The organism is Enterobacter cloacae complex sp. 2024EL-00214 (genome assembly GCF_043945575.1).
Classification (GTDB): domain Bacteria; phylum Pseudomonadota; class Gammaproteobacteria; order Enterobacterales; family Enterobacteriaceae; genus Enterobacter; species Enterobacter cloacae_P.
In genome coordinates, this window is the sequence record NZ_JBIMRC010000030.1 from 1 (window position 1) to 17,836 (window position 17,836).

The following is a 17,836-nucleotide window of genomic DNA, read 5'->3' on the forward strand; positions in this document are numbered from 1 at the left end:
CTGACGGCGCTTAGTGCTGAATTCACTATCGGCGAAGGTGAGTTGATGGCTCATGATGTCCCTCTGGGATGCGCTCCGGATGAATATGATGATCTCATATCAGGAACTTGTTCGCACCTTCCCTAGCTCACGGGCAAGTTTGCCGTAATCCACTAAAGCCATTGCACTTTTCTGGTAGTAGTACAGAGGAAGACAAGCCACCTGAGACTGTACTATGGCCTGATCAGTACGAATCCGGCTTTTCAATAGTCTCGGAGAAATTCTCTCGTGCGAGCCCAGGGCGGTTTCGATATAAGTGTTTATTTTCTTATTTGCACCATTGTAATTGTTCCGGAATACACTGAAGCGTGCATAATCTTCCTCAGAGATCTCATCCATATAGTCCAGCATGATTTCAAGACCACTCAGAGAAAAACTCCCGCCATCGACAGGTACCAGAACATGATCGGCGATAAAAATTGCATTGCCGGTTGCGATATTGAGCCCAGGTGCACAGTCAATAATGATGTAATCATATTCAGTGCGAACTTTCTCGAGATGACGGCCCAGGATTTTTTCGCGGTGACTGCGGGTAAGGGTCTGTTCAATAATTTTTTCGAACGTCGGGTCAGACGGAATCAGATCCAGGTTAGGGATAGGAGCATCACCGGCCATCGCGGGGATGATGACATCGCGGATATCAAATCGAGAATTGCTGTAGAGATCGCAAATAGTTGGACCATACATGGAATAGTACTTTTTACCATTTGCGGTGACTTCTGTCGTATTGGCCTGCTGGTCCGAGTCAATCAACAGCGTCCGCTTCCCTGATCTGGCATAGTGAACAGCCAGATTGGTAGCCGAACTGGTCTTACCAGGACCACCTTTATTGTTCATTATCGCAATTATGCGAGCATATCGTTCCTGTAGCTTGTTCATCATAACGGCTCCAGATTATGTTTATCAGTCAGGAGTAGTTGTAATCCATTACGCACACATTGGCAATACAAATGTAATACAAAAGTATTTTTATACTGATTGATATTTTGTCTTGATATGCAGTTTTATGGAATAGTTAGTGCACACTTAAAATTTCTGAATAGACACTGAAAGGTAAGTTATGACGATTGAAAGCTTTTTCATCGGCACTCGCATGTCAGGAAAACGTTATGGACCTCAGAGTAAAGACATGCAGGTTTCTGAATTCATAGCACTTATATCTCCGAAAAATGAACCAGAGAAATTTGTCCTACCCGATTTCTCCGGTCTGGCACGTCGGATTGACGCCCAGATCCGGAATCAGTTTATTCAGCAAAAAGAGGATGACTATTACCGTCGATACCGACAGCTTTCGGACCGGTGGTATCAGGCCGGCTCTATCAGTGACAGAAACAATCGCAGCCAGCGTTTTGAGAAGGTCATGGATGAGTCGCTTGAGTTTTTGGTTTACAGTCATGATGTTATGCCCAACATCAACCCATATAATCTCAAATACGATGATCGCGTTCAGGTTAGCACGAAAGGCAAAATGTACTGCGTAGCGCTTCTGTTCCATATTATCGCTCGAGCGGCCTATGAGCCAGTCTCTGTAGGTGCAGATCCTACGCTGCAAAGGCATTGCAAGTGGCTGAAGGACTGGATTAATAAAACGTTAGGGGATCATTTTTTAGAGGGAATGATGATTACTTTCGCCCTTTGTTATCCTGACCACTTTCCTGCCCTGCAGCGCCTTAGCGGAGAGTTAGAAACACGTGATGTTGACACATTCCTGGCTGACGAAGTTCGTAAGGCAAGGCAACACACAGAGGAACAGGTTAATTATCATAACGGCCGGTACCGGTTGAAATTCGAGTACACTCACTTTCACCAGGAGCAATTTGATTTTTTAGCCGAAATGCGTGATCTCCATTACCGGATAGATCGTATTGAACAGCTCCTTCAGAAACTGATAGATAACCCGGTAGTAGATTTCAGTGAAGCTGCTGTTGCAGGGCAGTGGATTGACGAACAAGTACAGCTGCTTGAAACAAACGAAACGAAGCTAATACTCCCATAACTCTAATCAGCCTGGCTGGTTTAACCCTTCGGTACCTGTCCATCAGGTGTCGTTTTTTTCCGTAAGAATGTCTATAGATGGCGCTCCGCAGAAAGAGGTGGGTGTTACGGTTATTCTGCCAGAAATCCCGTTGTGTTCAGGCTGTGTCCTGTCGTTCCGGCAGGACACTTGGCTGTGACCGGCGTGTAAGAAACCCGTCTAATCCAACCCCGCTTTCTTACCGGCCGGGTCTTATCGACTGCAGAACGTATCGATCACCTGTTGCACAATGATCAGAATTACAAACAGCAGCATCAGTACTTTTTCCAGCACAGTTGCACACTGAAACTTCTGAATGATTTTCAGAAAATCAGAGAAAGGCATGTGAATCTCCGGAGATTGGGTTAATCAGTGTTCTGATTTTATGGAAAGTTACATTTCCGGTTTTGCTGTCTATTGAAAAATGTTTTGCACATCTGCTCTGAAACTGAATTGCTACAGATAATGTTGAATCGTCGCAGCCTTCTCCGCGCCCTCAGTTCGAAGATCTTCGAACAGGCCTCTTCGTGAGGACATAAATTGTCTTCTGTCGTGGGGTCATTCCAGCCAAAGCAGTGGTAACTAGCACTATTTATCTTATGAGCAAGATAGTTTTCGCCTTTCGTATCTTTCGGGTCCAGGCATAACAGTATCAACATTTTATGAATCATGCCGATACTGACAGAGCGACCACCAATTATTGATAATGGATAAAGGACATTTAAATTGAACAGAATGACAGGACTCGCTGTTTTATGCCTCTCGCTGATGGGATGCAGTGCCGTGCCATCAGAAAACAGTGCGCAGTACCTCAGAACGGAAATGCAGTCGCCAGTATCAGGGGCAACCATAATTACCGTAACTGCGGACAGCCTTATGAAACAAGACAATACACATAACGCTATACTGTATGCACTTCGACCGATGCCTGGAAAAGCATTCACCTCTGAGCTGGACAGAAAATTTGCCGCAGCGACGATGTATATTGATTTGTCTCCGGGTGAAAAAAGCAGAACGGCCGAGATCAGTGGTGAGATAAATTACTATGATCACGAGCGATACGTGAATGCTCGCCTGGTAGGAGACAGTATCAGGACAATACCGATTGCACCAAAGACCATCCCGCTTACACTGAATAAACCATTCTCAATCAATCTGCCACAAGGTATTCACTATTCAGTCATGCTGACGGACAGCCAGCCTTAAACCTTCATGATTGTCTCATGACTTCCTTTCAGTTTTCTGTAGGGTCAGCAGGGAATATAAATGGGGAAGAGAATGAATTTCATCAATAAACGTCCCACAGGCGTTCTGTCAGAGACCGGGTTTACTCTGCCTGAGATGACTGAATGTTCAATCTCCAACCCATCATGATGGATGGGTGTGCCCTGGCTTTCACTGCGTGTGCAGCAGGCTGGTCGGGAACGTCCTCAGCAAAATGTCTTCCGTCGCCACCTGTTCTGGTACATGAATGAAGCACTGTTCTGGCGGGAGGCGGACATCATCCGGGTCGCCAGGTAGTTGCCTGCACTGGACCATCCGGACTTCTGAAAAAAAAGCCACCCACAAGGGTGGCTTTCTGGATATGAGGCCCTGAGCCTTCCCGGGACTGAGCCACTGACGGAAGGGAGAGCCGTTTTTTTCGGTGACATCCCCCGCATGGCGGCAGATGGTTTAAATATGGTATGAATAAATAATAACTCACTGTACAAGAGATTTCCAGACCTATGCGTATCGACCGACGTCTGAGCAGGGATGTACTCACCGAGCGTCAGCTTTATTTTATTGAATGCTGGTCCAACTTCTGCCATAAAAACAGCCCGGATACTGACCGGGTCGGATACAGCAATCCACTCAGCACCATCCGCGAACTGCTATTTCTTTACGAAATGGAAGATCGTTTCAGTGCCGATAAAAAAAGACTCCGGGTGGCCACTGAACTGCTCGAGTTACTCGAGACCGATCAAGTTCTCAGGAGAGAAGCATTTGAGGACATCCCCGCTCAACTGGTGACTCTTCTGGACAGAGATTTGCTGGTTGACCCCACTCGCAGCCCGGTGGAAAAGCGTCCTCGTCTTATCTGTAGCCTATGTGTACAACTGGCGGATATCACCGAGGCCAGTTATATCACTGAGGCTCTTGAGATGCTTGAACAGGAACTGTTTGCATGGCCCCCTCTGGATGAACACCATGCACGGGATATTTACTCACTGACAAACGGAGTGATGAGTGTACTCCTCACCCGGGGTATGACACTGACGGAATGTTACCTGCTGTACATCAATATTTTCAGGAATGTGAGTACTGAACCGAACGCTTTCCGGGCCGCCTTTCACTCGTTCCGGCAGAAACTGGTAACGCCTACTCGGGACGTGACTGTTCGGATGTTTATTACCAGTGAGAAACTGCACACCCTACTTAACACGCAAGGACCCACACTGCAGTTCAACGGATGTGTGTTCATGCCACTTGATGAAGCCCGACAACGCTTCTCCCTCTCAGTCGATATACCGGTTTGCTCAATGTCTGACACATCTGCCCGTAACATGGCCGGTCAGATGCTTCGTGAATCCCTGGATGTCATTGCCTACATGGTAGGTAAGGGAGATATCACCGTCCAGAAACAGTTCATGATAATCAGGGATGAAGACGAAACAGAAGTGCCGCGCTTCGATAATGAAATCGAGGCAAACGCGGACCGGTTAACGGACGAGGAGTTTGCGCGCTTTATGGTGGCGATGAACCGACTGTTCACGGATACACCGGATGTGTCCCGTAAAAAAATCAGCTCCGCATTTCGGTTTTTCCGTAACGGCATTGAAAGCCAAGTTCAGGAGAGTCGTTTCACCGCTTACTGGTCGGCGCTTGAATCATTAACGCTAGGAGTTGCCCCTGGCACACCATCACATGAACAGCATGTCATCGGTGTTGTGGCTCCCTGTATGGTGCTGGACTATGTTGTTAAGCAACTGTTTTCTCTAAGAAAAGTTCTGCGCTTCATTCTGCGAGAGCCAGGGCACCCCTTGCGCACACCGGAGATCGCTTCACTTCCGCTGGGGCAACTCTATGCCCTTCTTAAAGATGCGGACCGGGTCCGTGAACTTCAGACAGATTTACAGCACTTTCCCTATGTCATGTATCGGGTGCGTAAGCTTGCCGGGATCTGTGCGTCACCCGAGAAAATGGCGGATAAACTGGGGCAACATGCCGAGAAAGTCACCCGACATCTTCACCGCCTGTATCTGCTGAGAAATACCATCGTGCACAATGCAGGTACCAGCCCGCACATTGACCTGCTGACGGTGAACCTTGAACACTATCTGCGGGCAACAATCAGCGCGTTGTTTAATATTGTGGTGATCCACCCAACCGTCAGCACCGCTGAGGAGGCATTTACCCGGTGCCAGTTTACCAGTGAGTCAGTTTTCAGGGAACTGAACCCCCTTCACGGGATCACGGAAAAGAAAGTATACACAGCCATTGATAATCAGTTGAAAAACGGGACGCTTTCCCGTAGCGATGCTCGTTTGATAGCATGGCTCAATGCCCACCACTGACACTCAGGAGAAGACTGTCAGAAGAAAGGGTAACTCATCGGCCTCATAGGCCCCGATCAAACTCTTGGGGCAGCCTGATCGGGGTCTATGTTCGGGTTTTCAGATACTCAGCGGCACGCAGGTGCCACTCTTCTGACATGTCTCTCTGTCCCAGGGATGGTGCCGTTTATCAGCTGAGTATCCGCTCATAGCGGGAACGAAATGCTTTTTCCCCTCCCTCCATTTGTCGGCAAATCAGTTCCTTCACCGGCGTCTCCTGAAGCGCTCCACAAAGCCCCGGGTGCAGGCCAGAGCGGTCGTGTTGCATACTGATAACGTATTCCGCATCACCATTGACCACTATTGGGGCAGAATGCGACACGATAATCAGCTGTCGGCGTTTCTTGTTTGCCATGATGGCAGGGATCACGCTCATGCTCAGCATCAGGCAGTCCAGGTCGTCTTCTGGTTGATCCAGCAGGAGGGGATCGGTGCCATATGACAGCAGGAACTGCAACATGCTCGCCCCTTTTTGTCCCGGTGAGGCAGAGGAAATATCTTCCATCCCTCCTCCGGGCGTCTGGTACCGAATGTGGATCCCATCATCCGGATACCAGCATTGCAGGGCATCCAGTTGCGCATCATTCAGACCTTTAAGGCGATTTCTGAAAGCTCCGTGGAGCTCTGACCCTGCTCCCGGCTCCTCGCGATGGATGGCAAGATGCAGAGCTTTAAGCGTATCCAGCGCAAGATATTTGTTTTCCGTTGCCGACGGTAGCGGACTGTACGGGCGCAAGCTGATGAAGCTATGAAGCAGCCCGCTCCCGTCACCATCATCATAGATACGATCGGCAAAGTTGCCGATCCCGGTTACCGCCTGATAACCAGATACGGTGTCTTCGTGTGGGGCACAGAGCGGCAGAATTTTAATATCCAGCGCGCTGAGAGACAGAGAGGACAGAAACGCCTTCCGCTTTTCCGTCAATACCATCCGGTGGTTACGCATTTCAGCCAGTAATCCTGTGGATCTCGCTGCTGAGGCCGCGATCGTCCCGTCAAGATCGGCGTAATTTCTCAGTTCCGACTTCAGCGACTCACAGCGCGTCATCAGCTCATCGAGGACATTCGGATTGAGTCCCTGTTCTCGTAGCACCATGGCCTCACGTTGTACAGTTTCCTCCTGGTTACGCACCGCCTCTTCCAGTGCGAGAAGAGGGGGGTCCTGCCTAATGGTACTGAGTTCCGCGGCATAGTCCGACAACAGTGTGTCAAGACGCTGGTCATACTTTTGCTGTACGTCAGAAAGACGCGTCATAAATGCTGTCAGTGTCGCAGACGGCTCCACCTGGAGCTCCGGGACTTGTACTGGCTCTTTCTCCTGCGCCCTCAGACCAGCGACATGCTGTTCATGATGCTCCAGAGGAAGCGTTGCTGCAGACAGTTCAGCCCGAGCCGTGGCCAGGCGGGTGCAAACCGGATAGTAAGCGCTCGACCGCAACTGACTGACGGCCCGTTCAGCATCAGACAACTCCCCCTGCAGTTTATCTGCGATCGTCTGGCTGGCCAGGTGACCACGCAGCGTTATTTGCTCATTCAGGTATTCCCTTTCCAGTTGATCCCAGCGCTCTTTCCAGGCGCGTTTGTTGACTACCTGACTCTCGTCACAGACGCGCAGGAATGCCCCTGTGTCTGACGCCAGTTCGTAGAGCATTTTCTGGCTGTATATTGAGAGGGGAAAACGATCTGGTGACCAGTGATTGTCCTGCACCCACTGACCTTCGCTGAAAATATGCAATTCATTACGACCATCGGGTCGCCAGCTGAGCCTAAAATCTGTGCCTTCTTTGCGGAACACACATTCGATGAAAGAATCCGCATCCATGCCCATCCCCATCTGACTAAACTGGTTCAACTTGTTGCGTTGAGACACAGTCAGCCCTTCGGTTTTTCGCATGGCCAGACGAATACTTTCGATAAGCGTGGATTTACCACTGCCCCGGGAGCCAATCACCGCATTGTAAAACGGGCTAAACTCAACGGAGGCTCCATACTGATCTGCCGGCTGGCAAAGACGGGTCCTGAATGTCAGGCTGCGCAAATGTGAAGCTGGTGCCTCCGGTGGATTATCATCAAACAGCACGCAGTTTTCCGGATCGAGTAATGCGTGCCTGAGACCGTCAAAATCAGGCTCGGACATCTTCAGCCAGCAGGTGCGCACTCCCGCTTGTTCAGGGTGGTGCGCATCTGATCCCCGAAGCCATGGCAAATCCGCAATTAAACGCCGGTGAGTCCCGTTCGTAATCTCCTCCTCCCGGTGTCTGATCTCCACTGCATGAGGATTTGACTGAAAAGCGGCCGTCAGTTCCCCCTGATTAGTAAGGCTTGTCAGAACGCCTTTCGCCGCATCAATGTGTGCGAGGATACAAATAGCTTCCGGGTTACGACGGATATTACTGATAATGCCCGCGGGTCCCAGCTGAAGCACAAGATGATGGTTGGGGGTTTCACGCGAAATAGGACAGTTGTTGTTGCACTGTGCCAGTAGCCGTTCCACCTCGGCACTGGTGCTCTGGGTGTGCAACACGGCGAGGATATGAACGTTGCCGGTGGCCGTGAGCTCCACACCGGGAAACAAAGTCAGCGGCCGGAAGTCTGCCAGTTCACCGGAACTGGCGTCCCGGGACATGTTCGCCAGTTCCGCTTTCAACACGTCAATCCATGCCCCACTGTTATGGTCACTGATGACAACACAGTCGACCTGTTGCCGCATGTAAGCCAGCAGCCATTCCCGGGGCTGGAGATCTGGGACTTTGTAGTCATCTGAGGCCGGGGTATGGTTATGAAAATCAAATTTAAACCAGCGTGATCCTACCGTCATTGTTTCTTTTCCATGTGGTGCCTAAGGTAATCCCACTATAGAAGCATTCACCTGGTAATTCAGTAACCGTTATGATTGCTGTTGGCATGAACTTCAGTCGGTCTGGCGGAAAAGTCAGAAGGCAAATAAGACCTTCGTCCACATCGGGGGTCTACATATCGACTGCCTTCAGTGGCTTAAATGGCCATGCTCCCCGCTCTCCTCTTTTGCTGAATTCACTCCGGCGTACTTTTACCGTATCAGCGGAGAACACTTCAGTATGATCCAGTGTTACAGTGGCCAGCGTAGCCAGGCTACTGTCCGTCAACGTAAATTCTTTCGGCAGACCCCATGGACCCTGCCTGACGTTCTCGATGCTACTGAATAATTCGCGGAGATAATCGGGGAGCATTTTGCCGCGCCCGTTAATGATGGCCCGATCGCTTTCTGATAGACATCCAATTTCCGGGTGCTCCCTTGCTATAACCTGCAGGACGCCAGGGAGTCCCGGCCAGTATTTTCCGTCATAACGACAGGTCAGGCCATCGAGTGTTTCATGAAGATAATAACGGTAAAGCCCATCATTATCTTCAGCCATCTCCATCAGTTCCACGATGTGCGTGGTTCTCTCAAGTGTGAATGCGTTCCGGTTCAGGATCGCATCTCGGACCAATATCTTCTGTGCCAGTTCACCGGCCTCCTTACTGATAGTCCGGTTCAGTTCTTCAAGCTGGCGATAATCCTCTTTCAATCGGGAAACGATATCAGGTCTACTGAAACGGCCCGCCAGTATGATTTGCTCCAGAAGACAATAGCATTGCTGCCAGGTTAGCGCCTGACGGGCAATATTCTGCCAGACCGACTGCATTTCATTCTCACGACTCAGTAGCCGCTCTATCAGTGGCCATACCGACATCCAGCAAGGACCTGTCAGCAAGTCAGCCTGGTATTGTCTGAGTGTATCAGTGACATCAGTTGCAGTGCTGGTTCGGGTATAACGCATCTTTTTTTCTCCGAAATCTCAGTTGACTCATTATCCATACCAGAGCCAGAACTGTCGGTAACGTAGCGAGATAAATTCCAGTTGGCGTACATTACCCGATGTTTTTCTCAAAACCATCCGTCTGCCTCGCGATCTGGATTTTGAGGGCGTCAGCGAGCTGAAGATTGTTCGGGAGGGGGACTGTATCATCCTGCGTCCCGTCCGGCCGACCTGGTGCTCGTTCGCGCAGCTTGAAAAAGCCGAACCGGACTTTATGGTGGAACGTGGGGACGTTGTCAGCGATGAAGGTCGATTTGACCTGTGAACAAGATCTACATGCTCGACACCAACATCTGCTCGTTCATCATGCGCGAGCAGTCGGAAGTGGTGCTGAAGCGCCTGGAGCCGGCGGTGCTGCGTGACCAGCGTATCGTGGTCTCGGTTATCACTTACTCCGAGATGCGCTTTGGCGCCACAGGTCCGAAGGCCTCCCCACCCCGCGAGCAGTTGGTTGACGCGTTCTGTGTGCCGTTCTGACCTGGGACTGCGCAGCGGTAGATGCGACCACGGAGATTAAACTGGTGCTGCGCCTCGCTGGCACCCCGATCGACATAGCTATCGCCGGGCACGCAATTGTCGCCGGTGCCGTGCTGGTGACGAATAATGCGCTGGAGTTTGAGAGGATATCGACCTTGGTACCTGAGGACTGGGTTAACTAGCGGTTCCTGGTATGTAGTTATGTGAGACTGACTGGCAGAGGTGGTTGCGCCATCAATGAATCCAGCACTGGAAACAGAACAGCACGCGTACATCATGCCTTGCGTTCGCTCAGTGTTTTCAACATCCAGTAATGTATAAAATACAGGTTTTCAGGCAATTAGTGGGAGGTCATCCTGACTTCCCTTTTTTCATATTTTGGTCTTATCCTTAAGAAATATCAGACGGAATCAGATTCCTTCGGGAAACGCTGACGATCGGTGAGTCAGGGAGCAATTCTTGATTCATTCAGAAATTGCCAAAACGGTTTTTCATTTGGTTTGCGGTTTTCTCGTATGTTGCTAAACTTGTCCTGTTTTATCCTCCTGGCGATACAACATTTTCCGGATAACGGTCCCTCAGTCTTTTTTTGTTTAAATAATGAACAACATCATTAATACCCACACAATAATAATCACAATATAATATCTGACATATTTCCGTTACTTCGAGATAATTAACTAATTGCGAACATGTTCTCAAAATGAATATAAGCGTTGATACAAACGCAATATATGCTATTGTTAATATATGATGTTTCTCAGGATACATCTGATATGGTACATACCGTTAAGATTTCAGTTGCTTATATCTAAAATAAACGCCGAAACTTCTCATTGTTATCCTTACGTTTCTTAAGGAGAAGAATATGACAGAGCAAAATAATTTCGGTCAATATATAGGCAGTCACCTTGACGATGACGTCACTCTTTCATTACCTGATTTGCGCCAATTACCAGGGCGTTATTGCACTCTGCAGTTGCTGTCCACCCGTCACGGGAATGACCTCTTCCAGGGATGGCACAGTATAGAGGATTCACGTGACTGGACCTATCTTCCGGATGAAAGACCGCCGACAAAACAGGCAACCCACAGTTATATTCAGCAACTCATTCAACAGAAGGGAGTATATCATTACGCCATTATAGAAAATAATTCAGAAAATGCTGTGGGAACTCTTTCTCTGTATAACCTCGACAATAAAAATGACGTAGCAGAAATAGGAGGCGTACATCTTACTCCAGTTATCAAACGAACTTCAGTCAGTACAGAAGCAATTTTCCTGATACTATCATATGTTTTTGATGTGCTTAAATATCGTCGCTGTGAATGGCAAACCGACAGGCTCAACTCTCAGGGTATGAGATCTGCCGAGAGATTAGGGTTCCAGAAAGAGGGTGTACTGCGTAATAAACAAATACTTAAATCAAGGAGCGTGGACGTTGTAATGTATTCAATCATTCAGGATGAATGGGAAAGAATATCCAGTGCGATAACTATCTGGCTTAGAACTGTCAACTTCGATGACCGGGGACATCAAATACATCCTTTACGGCATTACCTGGCGACAACAGAGCCCTGACTCTTTTGTTATTGCCCCCAGACGTTACTGGAAAAAGGGAGAATCTGAATGAAAATAATGAATGCAGAGATTGAGAGGCAAATCTGGCATCACAATCTTTCCTATTTATTGCTTGCCCAGCGGGTTCTGAATCATTACGAAGACACAGCCCTGTTTCGGCTAGGTATCGACAAGTGTACCGGAGATAAACTCCTGCAGTTGTCGTTGCCCGAACTGGTTCGTCTTGCTGAACGTCCGGAGCTGATTACCGTACTCAGACTCAGGGATCACCACCAGATAGATGTATTACTCAGTCAGTCCACTGGAATGGGATGAGCTCAGCAGGATTTACTTAACATCTTACGGACCATTTTCTTCTTTTTTATTCCGGACTGGGAATTCAGTATGTACCCCAATGAATCAGCGATCTGGATTATTTATCCGCAAAAAAACATGTCATATAAAGTAAGGGGTTTTATTGATTTTATTGATTTTATTGATTTTATTATCGATGAAATCGGAACTACTCCTTACTGGAAGCACGGAAAGTAATTCCTGTGAATACGGATTTCAAGAGGGAAAGTATTGTGTGTATAAAAATCATCCTGATTAATACAGGATGATTTTTATGATGCTGTTACATGAATATAAATTGACGATACAAATCACTCAGTTCTGTTCTTAATTTTTCTATATCCTTCTCCTCACCTGAATTCTCGATCGCCAGTAATTGCTTTTCTTTAACAGTAATTCTTTCACACAACTCTGATAGCGTTGAACAGAATGCCTCTGTATGAGTGGCAGGATAGACGCTTTCATCCTGTTCAGTACTCCGCTTACGAACTGAAGTCACTGGTTTAATATGATGTTCCAGGTTATAGGCTATCTGACGTTCCCTGCGATTGTGCGTTTCATCCATCGCCTGTTTCATGGCCGGAGTGATCCTGTTTGCATAGAGTACGGCTTTACCCTCCACATTACGTGCCACACGTCCAATCATCTGAATAAGTGCGTGTGATGAACGTAAAAAACCTGCATGGTCAGCATCAAGTATCGCGACCAGTGAGGCTTCAGGGATGTCGAGTCCTTCACGCAGCAGACTGATGCCGATTAAGACATCAAATTCCCCGGCCCGTAATCCATTGATAATTTCCTGTCTTTCATCTGTTTTGATATCAGAATGCAGATATCGGGACAGGATCCCATTTTCTGTCAGAAAATCATTCAGTTCTTCTGCGGTCTTTTTGGTCAGCACTGTCACCAGGACACGATTGTTTCTGTTGACGCAATGACGGATTTCTTCAAGTAAGTTCTCCACACACTGGTCTTTGCTTCGGACCTCAATTTCGGGATCCAGTAAACCGGTGGGGCGGATAATTTGCTGAACAACATTTTTCTTTGATTTCTGCAATTCATATTTACCTGGGGTTGCGGAAACAAAGACAGTCTGGGGCTTAATCTTCTCAAACTCAGCAAAACTCAGGGGTCGATTGTTTTTTGAGGAGGGCAGACGGAAGCCGAAATCGATAAGAGTATCCTTGCGACTCTGATCGCCACTGTACATGGCTGAGATTTGCGGGACCATTACGTGCGATTCATCAACAAAGAGCAGGCCATTTTTTGGCAGGTAATCCAGCAGCGTTGTCGGTGGGAGTTCCGGATTTCTGTCGCTGAAATAGCAGGAATAGTTTTCCATACCTGAGCAGTAACCCAGTTCACGGATCATTTCAACATCATTGTTGACGCGTTCGTATAAGCGCTCAGCCTCTATCAGACGATTTGCTTTGTTAAGTTCAGCAACCCGTTTCTCCATGTCAGTAAGAATGCTTTTGGTGGCTGAGGGTATTTTTGCGGTCGGTGTAACAAAGAGTGTTTTGGGTGATATTAAATAATGTTCAATGTCGCCCGCAATTTTCCCACTGACAGGATCAATCCATTTTGCGGATTCTATAACATCATCAAAAAGTTCGACCCTGATGGCCTGATGTTCGGAATCGGCAGGGAATATATCAATAACGTCACCGCGAACCCGGAACATCGCCCGTCCCAGAGTTTTGTCTGTACGGGCATACTGCAGACGTGCCAGTTGATGAATTAACTCCCGCTGGGCGAGTTGTCGTCCCGGGTATACCGGGATCTGGATCTCTCTGTATGCGTCCGGATCACCTAATCCGTATATCGAAGAGACGGAAGCGACGACTATCACATCCTGACGTTCAATCAATGCCTTGGTCGTAGATAACCGTAACCTTTCAAGATGATCGTTGATAGCGGAATCTTTCGGGATAAAGCGGTCACTTCCGGGGATATAGACTTCTGGCTGAAAAAAGTCGTAGTAAGAAACGAAGTATTCGACAGCATTTTCTGGGAAAAACTGCTTCATCTCCAGATAAAGCTGTGCGGTTAACGTCTTGTTAGGAGCCAGTATTAATGTAGGGCGCTGCAAACGGTGTATCACATTCGCCATGGTGAAGGTTTTACCCGAACCGGTTATCCCCTGAAGTGTCTGATGTGTCGCTCCTGCTTCGACTCCCGCTATCAGTCTGGCTATTGCTTCGGGCTGATCTCCTGACGGGATATAGCCTGAATGTAAAATGAATTTTCCTGTGGACATTATGATCTCTCCTGGTTGGAACGCCCCGGACAGCGTTAACACTACTACACTATAGTTTATGACAACCCGACGTAAGGCATTTATGCCTGACTGAAGAAAAGTTATTTGTTCTGTACCAATAAGTTGGCGTTCTGTTCACTTCTATTGTGTACCGTTAAAGTACGAATGTGCCTGATACAACTCTGTCATCTGTCTGGATTTGTACATCGTGGGGTCAACATTTTTTCTTGCATAGTATAGGGGGGTATACTATAGTCTCTTCAATCCTGATTAACAGGGACAATCAATGCCACATTCTCCAGAAGAAAAGAAACAGGCGCTTGTCCGGGTACGACGTATCAAAGGTCAGATTGCAGCGCTGGAACAGGCGATTGAAAACGAAGCGGAATGTTCTTCATTGTTGCAGCAACTGGCTTCGGTACGAGGAGCCGTTAAAGGCCTGATGACTGTTGTTCTGGAAAGCTATCTCAGGGAAGAATTTCCCGATACGAACAAAAGAAGGGGGTCGCAGACGAAATCTATCAACGACGCTATTTCCATTGTTCGCTCATATCTCCGTTAACTCTGCCAGGCAGACGTCTGATGGGGTCAGTAAAAACAGTAATAAAAGGATATGACATATGAAATCACGTGCAGCTGTAGCATTTGCTCCTGGTAAGCCCCTCGAGATCGTTGAAATTGATGTGGAGCCGCCTCGTAAGGGTGAAGTACTGGTAAAAATCACCCATACCGGCGTCTGCCACACTGATGCATTTACCTTGTCCGGTGATGATCCGGAAGGTGTGTTCCCGGCAGTACTGGGTCATGAAGGTGCGGGTGTTGTTGTGGAAGTCGGCGAAGGGGTCACCAGTGTGAAACCTGGCGATCATGTTATTCCGCTTTACACGGCAGAATGCGGCGAGTGTCTGTTCTGTAAATCCGGAAAAACTAACCTGTGTGTCTCTGTTCGCGCCACCCAGGGTAAAGGACTTATGCCTGATGGCACGACCCGTTTCTCTTACAAGGGCCAGCCTCTTTTCCACTATATGGGCTGCTCTACATTCAGTGAGTATACCGTCGTCGCAGAAGTGTCTTTAGCCAAAATTAATCCACAGGCGAATCATGAACATGTCTGTCTGCTGGGTTGTGGCGTAACGACAGGTATCGGTGCGGTTCACAACACTGCGAAAGTACAACCAGGTGACACGGTTGCTATTTTTGGCCTGGGTGGTATTGGCCTTGCAGCGGTACAGGGCGCGCGTCAGGCAAAAGCGGGTCGTATCTTTGCCATCGATACCAATCCGGAGAAATTTGACCTGGCCCGTTCATTTGGTGCAACTGACTGCATTAACCCGAAAGACTACGACAAACCTATCCAGGACGTTCTCATTGAACTGACAGGCTGGGGTGTCGACCATACGTTTGAATGTATCGGTAACGTAAACGTAATGCGTTCTGCACTTGAAGCGGCACACCGTGGCTGGGGTCAGTCCGTCGTTATCGGTGTTGCGGGTGCAGGTAAAGAAATCTCCACTCGTCCATTCCAGCTGGTCACCGGCCGTGTATGGAAGGGTTCTGCCTTTGGTGGTGTTAAAGGTCGTACCCAGCTGCCGGGCATGGTTGAAGATGCGATGAAAGGCGAAATCGATCTCGCACCATTCGTGACTCATACCATGGGCCTTGAAGAGATTAATGACGCCTTCGACCTGATGCATGAAGGCAAATCTATTCGTACAGTGATCCACTACTGATTCAGGTTTCACTGGCGATCTTTCAATATTAGTTTTAAAGGAAACAATCCATGTCCAATCCAGTTATTTCAGGCAATGGCATCTTCTCTCACGTCTTTATCGGTGCTGTAGATGTTCAAAAGTCGGCTGAGTTTTATGACGCCACTTTAGGTGCACTCGGTATCAACAACCTTGGTCCTTTTGGTAATGGCTGGGTGTTGTTTGGCCGTGACAAGCCGGCTTTCATCATTGCCCGTCCTGGCAATGGTGAAGCGCCATCCAGCAATGGTGTGACAATTGGCTTTGCTGCCGCCACGCCTGCTGAAGTTGACGCTTTCCATGCCGCAGGCCTGGCTGCTGGCGGGACTGATGAAGGCCAACCGGGTCCTCGTGGTCATCTGCCAGGTGCTTATGCTGCCTACCTGCGTGATCCGGCTGGTAACAAGATCTGCTCCTATACCTTCATCTGATCGTAGGGTGCATCCGACACAAATGTTGTACGGTTTGCCGATCAGGCGAACGGTATGAGTTGTGCCAGCGTATGAAGATCAACCCGCAGACGTTTACGTCTGCGGGTATCTTTCTCGAAGCGTAATGTGACTGGCCGTCAGAAAAAGAGAGAGTCTTATGAAAGAGTCAGCATTATCTGCTATCCGTTCTGAGATGCAATCACCCGAAACCGTGTACGGGATGCCGGCTCATAAAGACAGAACGGCCGCTGTCAATGAAGTACATGCGCGTCCGCACCTGCTTATCACATCACCACAGACCCTGCTGCAGTTTGCTTTCATGACTAAAGGCGACCAGTCAGGTGACCAGCGGGTCATGGTTGAGCTGTCAGATCGTCTTGGTTTAACACCATCAGAAAATTCAGCACCCCTGCACGGTATCACGTGGCGGGAAGGCGCTTTGTATTGTGAAAAACACGGTGAGTTTTCCACCTACTTATGGAGTACCACATGCGATCCGCGTGACGGACAGTTAAGGGGAGAGAACCCCTTCCGGCATGGTTTCACGCCACCGGGTTCGGTTATCTGTGGTACCCGTCTGGATATTCTGCCATGGACTGCAGAATCTGAGGCTGCAGTAACGAATTTAGATCCTGTCAGCAGGTGCTATTCAGTAACAGAAAATGGCCGTGCCGCAATTATCTCTGATTTTCGCCAGGATAAAGACGGGCTGACACGCATTCTGATACTTGAACGGGACCTGACAGAGGCACAGCTGGGTGCACTGGTTCAGCGGCTGCTTGAGATTGAAAATTATCGCACGCTTGCTTTGCTTTCTTTACCACTTACAAGAACCATGGCCTCTGAACTGAGGCGAGTGGAAAACCGACTGGCTGAAATTACAGAAGAAATGCGCACCGGAGAGCATCGTAAAAATGAACAGTTGCTCTCTGCGTTGACCAATCTTGCCGCAGAACTTGAAGCCGGCGCTGCAGCGAATCTGTACCGGTTTGGCGCAAGCCAGGCCTACTATGAAATTGTTGAGGAAAGGCTGAATACGCTCTCCGAAACGCCGGTTCCAGGCTACTACACCTGGTCTGATTTTTTGCAACGGCGCATTGCCCCAGCCATGCGAACCTGCCGTTCTGTGAAAGAACGACAGGCGAAGCTGTCTGACAAACTCATGCGGGCTATTTCGTTACTTCGCTCCTGGATAGATGTTGAACTGGAACATCAGAACCGTGACCTGCTGGCTTCGATGAATAACCGGGCCAGACAACAGCTACATCTGCAGCAAACCGTTGAAGGATTGTCTGTTGCCGCCATTTCATATTATGTGGTGAGTCTGATTTCGTATCTGGTGAAAGGGGTTCCCGGGATCCACGATGTCATGCCACCTGAGCTGGCGGTTGCCATTCTCGTGCCCTTCATTGTGCTCGCGATTTGGTGGGTGGTGCGAAGAATAAGAAACTCGCACACCGACCCTGAACATAACGAAAACCGCTCTGACTGAGTTGTTACGTTGTTGCTGAATTGTC

Annotated in this window: 16 protein-coding genes and 1 pseudogene; 11 read left to right on the plus strand and 6 right to left on the minus strand. The window is 48.6% G+C overall.

Annotation, left to right across the window (positions count from 1 at the left end; all coding sequences use genetic code 11):
- Positions 1–99: 99 nt before the first annotated feature.
- Positions 100–921, minus strand: a complete 822-nt coding sequence (locus ACHHZ6_RS23055) for a ParA family protein (RefSeq protein ID WP_395123080.1) — start codon at positions 919–921, stop codon at positions 100–102.
- A 178-nt stretch (positions 922–1,099) separates the two neighbouring features.
- Between ACHHZ6_RS23055 and ACHHZ6_RS23060 the strand changes: the two genes are divergently transcribed.
- Complete coding sequence (locus tag ACHHZ6_RS23060) at positions 1,100–2,035, plus strand: hypothetical protein (protein WP_000151478.1); 936 nt, start codon at positions 1,100–1,102, stop codon at positions 2,033–2,035.
- Positions 2,036–2,266: 231 nt separating this feature from the next.
- Here the strand turns inward: ACHHZ6_RS23060 and ACHHZ6_RS23065 are convergent, their stop codons facing one another.
- Entirely contained in the window at positions 2,267–2,398 is a 132-nt protein-coding gene (locus ACHHZ6_RS23065) for a hypothetical protein (protein WP_001116618.1), read from the minus strand.
- Positions 2,399–2,929: 531 nt separating this feature from the next.
- On the opposite strand from ACHHZ6_RS23065, the gene ACHHZ6_RS23070 reads away from it, so the two are divergent.
- Complete coding sequence (locus ACHHZ6_RS23070; protein WP_022646501.1) at positions 2,930–3,259, plus strand: hypothetical protein; 330 nt, start codon at positions 2,930–2,932, stop codon at positions 3,257–3,259.
- A 189-nt stretch (positions 3,260–3,448) separates the two neighbouring features.
- On the opposite strand, the gene ACHHZ6_RS23075 is transcribed toward ACHHZ6_RS23070, so the two are convergent.
- Positions 3,449–3,592: a hypothetical protein gene (locus ACHHZ6_RS23075; protein ID WP_021242945.1), complete on the minus strand. Its 144-nt coding sequence runs from the start codon at positions 3,590–3,592 to the stop codon at positions 3,449–3,451.
- A gap of 188 nt (positions 3,593–3,780) precedes the next feature.
- On the opposite strand from ACHHZ6_RS23075, the gene ACHHZ6_RS23080 reads away from it, so the two are divergent.
- Positions 3,781–5,610: a hypothetical protein gene (locus tag ACHHZ6_RS23080; protein WP_001217270.1), complete on the plus strand. Its 1,830-nt coding sequence runs from the start codon at positions 3,781–3,783 to the stop codon at positions 5,608–5,610.
- Positions 5,611–5,779: 169 nt separating this feature from the next.
- Here ACHHZ6_RS23080 and ppl read toward each other — a convergent pair whose 3' ends face one another.
- Both ppl and ACHHZ6_RS23090 read right to left on the minus strand, forming a co-directional pair.
- Positions 5,780–8,467, minus strand: coding sequence for an anti-phage protein Ppl (gene ppl, locus ACHHZ6_RS23085; protein WP_000215804.1), 2,688 nt, complete (start codon positions 8,465–8,467; stop codon positions 5,780–5,782).
- Positions 8,468–8,618: 151 nt separating this feature from the next.
- Positions 8,619–9,449 (minus strand): hypothetical protein, encoded by an 831-nt coding sequence (locus tag ACHHZ6_RS23090; RefSeq protein WP_001270901.1) that lies wholly within the window; start codon positions 9,447–9,449, stop codon positions 8,619–8,621.
- Between the two features lie 70 nt (positions 9,450–9,519).
- Between ACHHZ6_RS23090 and vapB the strand changes: the two genes are divergently transcribed.
- The 4 genes and pseudogenes from vapB (at position 9,520) to ACHHZ6_RS23110 (ending at position 11,862) form a co-directional block, all read left to right on the plus strand.
- Positions 9,520–9,753, plus strand: coding sequence for a type II toxin-antitoxin system VapB family antitoxin (gene vapB, locus ACHHZ6_RS23095; protein ID WP_032140383.1), 234 nt, complete (start codon positions 9,520–9,522; stop codon positions 9,751–9,753).
- Positions 9,750–10,147: pseudogene (locus ACHHZ6_RS23100) on the plus strand (type II toxin-antitoxin system VapC family toxin). Before vapB ends, ACHHZ6_RS23100 begins: the two are co-directional and overlap by 4 nt.
- A gap of 686 nt (positions 10,148–10,833) precedes the next feature.
- Positions 10,834–11,547 (plus strand): GNAT family N-acetyltransferase, encoded by a 714-nt coding sequence (locus tag ACHHZ6_RS23105; RefSeq protein WP_000139428.1) that lies wholly within the window; start codon positions 10,834–10,836, stop codon positions 11,545–11,547.
- A 48-nt stretch (positions 11,548–11,595) separates the two neighbouring features.
- A complete protein-coding gene (locus ACHHZ6_RS23110; protein ID WP_000699996.1) occupies positions 11,596–11,862 on the plus strand; it encodes a flagellar transcriptional regulator FlhD in 267 nt (88 codons plus the stop codon).
- 301 nt (positions 11,863–12,163) lie between these two features.
- Here the strand turns inward: ACHHZ6_RS23110 and uvrB are convergent, their stop codons facing one another.
- The gene (gene uvrB, locus ACHHZ6_RS23115; protein ID WP_000103071.1) at positions 12,164–14,140 is read right to left on the minus strand and encodes an excinuclease ABC subunit UvrB; all 1,977 of its coding nucleotides are present in this window, start codon (positions 14,138–14,140) and stop codon (positions 12,164–12,166) included.
- Between the two features lie 286 nt (positions 14,141–14,426).
- Between uvrB and frmR the strand changes: the two genes are divergently transcribed.
- From frmR to ACHHZ6_RS23135, 4 genes are all read left to right on the plus strand, one after another.
- Positions 14,427–14,702 (plus strand): formaldehyde-responsive transcriptional repressor FrmR, encoded by a 276-nt coding sequence (gene frmR / locus ACHHZ6_RS23120; protein WP_001120775.1) that lies wholly within the window; start codon positions 14,427–14,429, stop codon positions 14,700–14,702.
- Between the two features lie 58 nt (positions 14,703–14,760).
- Positions 14,761–15,870 carry an S-(hydroxymethyl)glutathione dehydrogenase/class III alcohol dehydrogenase gene (locus ACHHZ6_RS23125; RefSeq protein WP_000842119.1) on the plus strand — a complete coding sequence of 370 codons (1,110 nt, stop codon included), beginning with the start codon at positions 14,761–14,763 and terminating at the stop codon, positions 15,868–15,870.
- Positions 15,871–15,920: 50 nt separating this feature from the next.
- Positions 15,921–16,319 carry a VOC family protein gene (locus tag ACHHZ6_RS23130; protein ID WP_000070400.1) on the plus strand — a complete coding sequence of 133 codons (399 nt, stop codon included), beginning with the start codon at positions 15,921–15,923 and terminating at the stop codon, positions 16,317–16,319.
- 157 nt (positions 16,320–16,476) lie between these two features.
- A complete protein-coding gene (locus ACHHZ6_RS23135) occupies positions 16,477–17,811 on the plus strand; it encodes a DUF3422 family protein (RefSeq protein WP_000664785.1) in 1,335 nt (444 codons plus the stop codon).
- Positions 17,812–17,836: the final 25 nt, after the last annotated feature.

Excerpts from the sequence above, each read along its gene's own strand:
- ACHHZ6_RS23055 (WP_395123080.1), bottom strand. The coding sequence starts at position 921 with ATGATGAACAAGCTACAGGAACGATATGCTCGCATAATTGCGATAATG.
- ACHHZ6_RS23060 (WP_000151478.1), top strand. The coding sequence starts at position 1,100 with ATGACGATTGAAAGCTTTTTCATCGGCACTCGCATGTCAGGAAAACGT.
- ACHHZ6_RS23065 (WP_001116618.1), bottom strand. The coding sequence starts at position 2,398 with ATGCCTTTCTCTGATTTTCTGAAAATCATTCAGAAGTTTCAGTGTGCA.
- ACHHZ6_RS23070 (WP_022646501.1), top strand. The coding sequence starts at position 2,930 with ATGAAACAAGACAATACACATAACGCTATACTGTATGCACTTCGACCG.
- ACHHZ6_RS23075 (WP_021242945.1), bottom strand. The coding sequence starts at position 3,592 with ATGGTCCAGTGCAGGCAACTACCTGGCGACCCGGATGATGTCCGCCTC.
- ACHHZ6_RS23080 (WP_001217270.1), top strand. The coding sequence starts at position 3,781 with ATGCGTATCGACCGACGTCTGAGCAGGGATGTACTCACCGAGCGTCAG.
- ppl (WP_000215804.1), bottom strand. The coding sequence starts at position 8,467 with ATGACGGTAGGATCACGCTGGTTTAAATTTGATTTTCATAACCATACC.
- ACHHZ6_RS23090 (WP_001270901.1), bottom strand. The coding sequence starts at position 9,449 with ATGCGTTATACCCGAACCAGCACTGCAACTGATGTCACTGATACACTC.
- ACHHZ6_RS23105 (WP_000139428.1), top strand. The coding sequence starts at position 10,834 with ATGACAGAGCAAAATAATTTCGGTCAATATATAGGCAGTCACCTTGAC.
- ACHHZ6_RS23110 (WP_000699996.1), top strand. The coding sequence starts at position 11,596 with ATGAAAATAATGAATGCAGAGATTGAGAGGCAAATCTGGCATCACAAT.
- uvrB (WP_000103071.1), bottom strand. The coding sequence starts at position 14,140 with ATGTCCACAGGAAAATTCATTTTACATTCAGGCTATATCCCGTCAGGA.
- frmR (WP_001120775.1), top strand. The coding sequence starts at position 14,427 with ATGCCACATTCTCCAGAAGAAAAGAAACAGGCGCTTGTCCGGGTACGA.
- ACHHZ6_RS23125 (WP_000842119.1), top strand. The coding sequence starts at position 14,761 with ATGAAATCACGTGCAGCTGTAGCATTTGCTCCTGGTAAGCCCCTCGAG.
- ACHHZ6_RS23130 (WP_000070400.1), top strand. The coding sequence starts at position 15,921 with ATGTCCAATCCAGTTATTTCAGGCAATGGCATCTTCTCTCACGTCTTT.
- ACHHZ6_RS23135 (WP_000664785.1), top strand. The coding sequence starts at position 16,477 with ATGAAAGAGTCAGCATTATCTGCTATCCGTTCTGAGATGCAATCACCC.